Source organism: Streptosporangium sp. H16 (genome assembly GCF_051918855.1).
Taxonomy (GTDB): domain Bacteria; phylum Actinomycetota; class Actinomycetes; order Streptosporangiales; family Streptosporangiaceae; genus Streptosporangium.
Genome location: NZ_JBPXMD010000092.1, coordinates 1 through 2,421, shown reverse-complemented (window position 1 = coordinate 2,421; position 2,421 = coordinate 1). Strand labels below are relative to the sequence as shown.

Sequence of the window (2,421 nt, the reverse complement as noted above, 5' to 3'; positions counted from 1 at the left end):
GGATGGGTCGGCCGAGCGACGAGGTGTCAGCCGGGGCTGATCCTTTTCCGCTCGGCCTCCCGCCGAACCGGACTTGATGGTTTCCCGATCATCCGGCTCTCCAGTGACTACTGCGTGAGCGGTGGAGCAGGTTGCCCGTGGATTCGGCCGTGGCAGGCGGCGCAGACCACGAGGGTCTTTCGTCGCCGGTTGGCCATGGCTTGAGCCCACTGGGGCTGGAGCGGCCCGGGTGCGCCGAGGTCTTTCAGAGCGCGGACGTGGTGGACCTGGACCTCGCCCGTGTGCCGGCAGATCTCGCAGATGTCCGCCAGGAGCCGTGCGATCAGCTCTTTATGCGGGTAATCGACCCGGATCGGCTGGCGGTCGGTGACCGTCGCCGTCTTCTGCCGGTGGAGTGGTATCCCACCGAACCGTGCGACCAGTGGCTGCCTGCCGGGGCGTTCGAGGCACGCCTCGAAGCAGGTGCGTGGCCCGTGCGGTGTGGAGATCTTGGCCTTATGCTTGGTCGCCATCTTCGACACCGACGAGTGATGCTTTCCTGCCAGGGTCTTGAGCATCGAGGTCTCCATGACCCAGCGCAGCCGGTGAAGCCGGAAGACGTCTCCGGCCATCAGGTAGTACTGGACGATGCCCCGGTAGATGGCCCCGTAGGTCGCGACGATGGTGTAATCGCTCCCGTTGGTCAGGGCTTTCTGCTTGGCGGGTTTGCCGCGCCGCAGGTAGGGGGCGGTCTTGGCCTTAACCACATCCAGCGGGACCCGCAGTGCGACCTGCCCGTTGACCGTCCTGCGGCGGCGGGTGGTCTTGCTGTCGTTGTGCTGGATGGTGATTTCATAGCCGAGGAACCGGGCCGCGCCGGTCCGGGCGTGGGTGATCAGCGTCTTATCCGCCGACAGTTCCAGCTTGAGTTCGTCACGCAGGAACGTCGCCAGTCGCTGTTTGATCTCCTCGGCTTCGGCCTTGGGTCCGGTGAACCCGAGCAGATGGTCATCCGCGTATCTGCAGTACCGCAGCCGTCGATACCCCGGATCGCCCGGGTCGGCGCTGGGCAGGCTGACCATCCGTCGCCGTAGTGTCCGAGCCTCGGCTCGGTCGCCGCGCCGGCGGGCTTTGGCCAGCTGGTTCTGCAGATCGAGGTAGGCAGGGTTGCGAGCCCTGCGTCCCCCTCGGGTGTACTCCGGAATCAGAACCGTCTCGACGAACTCGTCCAGCTTGTGCAGATAGATCGAGGACAGGATCGGCGAGGCGACCCCGCCTTGAGGAGCACCCGACAAGGTGGCTCCCCACTTCCAGTCCTCCAGGTATCCGGCTGTGAGCATGTTGCGCACCAGTCGCAGGAACCGGTTGTCGTGGATCTTCTCCGACAAGATTTTGATCATCAGGTCGTGGTCCAGCGACCCGAAGCAGTCGGCGATGTCTCCCTCGATGAACCAGGCCGTCCCGGTCCAGGTGTTGGCGATCTCCCGCAGCGCGGTATGACAGCCTCGCCGTGGCCGGAACCCGTGAGACCGGTCGGAGAACGTCGGCTCGTAATACACCTCAAGTAACAGGCGCACGACTTCGCCGACGAGCTTGTCCGACCATGTCGGCAGCCCCAGCGGACGCGTCCTCCCGCTCTGTTTCGGGATATGCACCCGCCGGACCGGGCGGAATCGGTAGCGCTCGTGGCGCATCGCATCAATGATGCGTTCGATTTTCCGCACCGACATGCCGTCCACGGTTTCCTGCGTGACTCCGGGCGTCATCGCGCCATGGTTGGCGTAAATACGTCCGTAAGCCAATAGATATAACTGCGGATTGAACAGTTGCCGATACAGCTCTTCACATGGCAGGCCGCGCCTGCCGCGTTCACGCAGGACACCCAGCACCGTTGCGGCGCTTTGCATTACGCATACCTCCCGATCTGCTGGTGTCCCGTCACCTGGCCTCCTTCGCCCATGTAGGCGGCTTTCCCGCCCTCCTTGGCCGGTCGTGACTCCGGCGACTACTACGAGGCCTCCGTCGCCATAGGGCTCGCGCCCGACAGGCGATCCCGCGTTCGTCTCTGTTGCACGTAATAGCGTGACGTAGGCGCCCCACTCATCTCCTTGAACACCCTCGCTGGGCGTCGCCCCGCACTCCGGAGGTTGCATCGGCCGACAATCGAAGCCAACGCAGAGCGCGGCACCGGTTTCAGAGGTCTTTCCGGTGGATGGGAACTTACATCGACTGGAGATTAGGATTCAGGCAATCAAGCTTTCGCCATATCACGCGGGTCCCTCCGGCACCCCGTCCCTGACCACTGGGCCCGGTCGCCGGATTTCCTGGCATGCTATTGTCCCCTTCACCTTTCGGATCCAGGTCAGCCATTCGACCCAGAAACCTCCCTCCAAGTTCCTCCCGGCTCAGCCGGGGATGCAACAGAGCGCCTCGCGGCGCACA

General features: G+C 64.1%; 1 protein-coding gene. It reads right to left on the bottom strand.

The genetic code is table 11. The features are described 5' to 3' along the window. Window positions 1–107: 107 nt before the first annotated feature. Window positions 108–1,886, bottom strand: a complete 1,779-nt coding sequence (locus ACTOQ2_RS43740; protein WP_440107911.1) for a reverse transcriptase domain-containing protein — start codon at window positions 1,884–1,886, stop codon at window positions 108–110. Window positions 1,887–2,421: the final 535 nt, after the last annotated feature.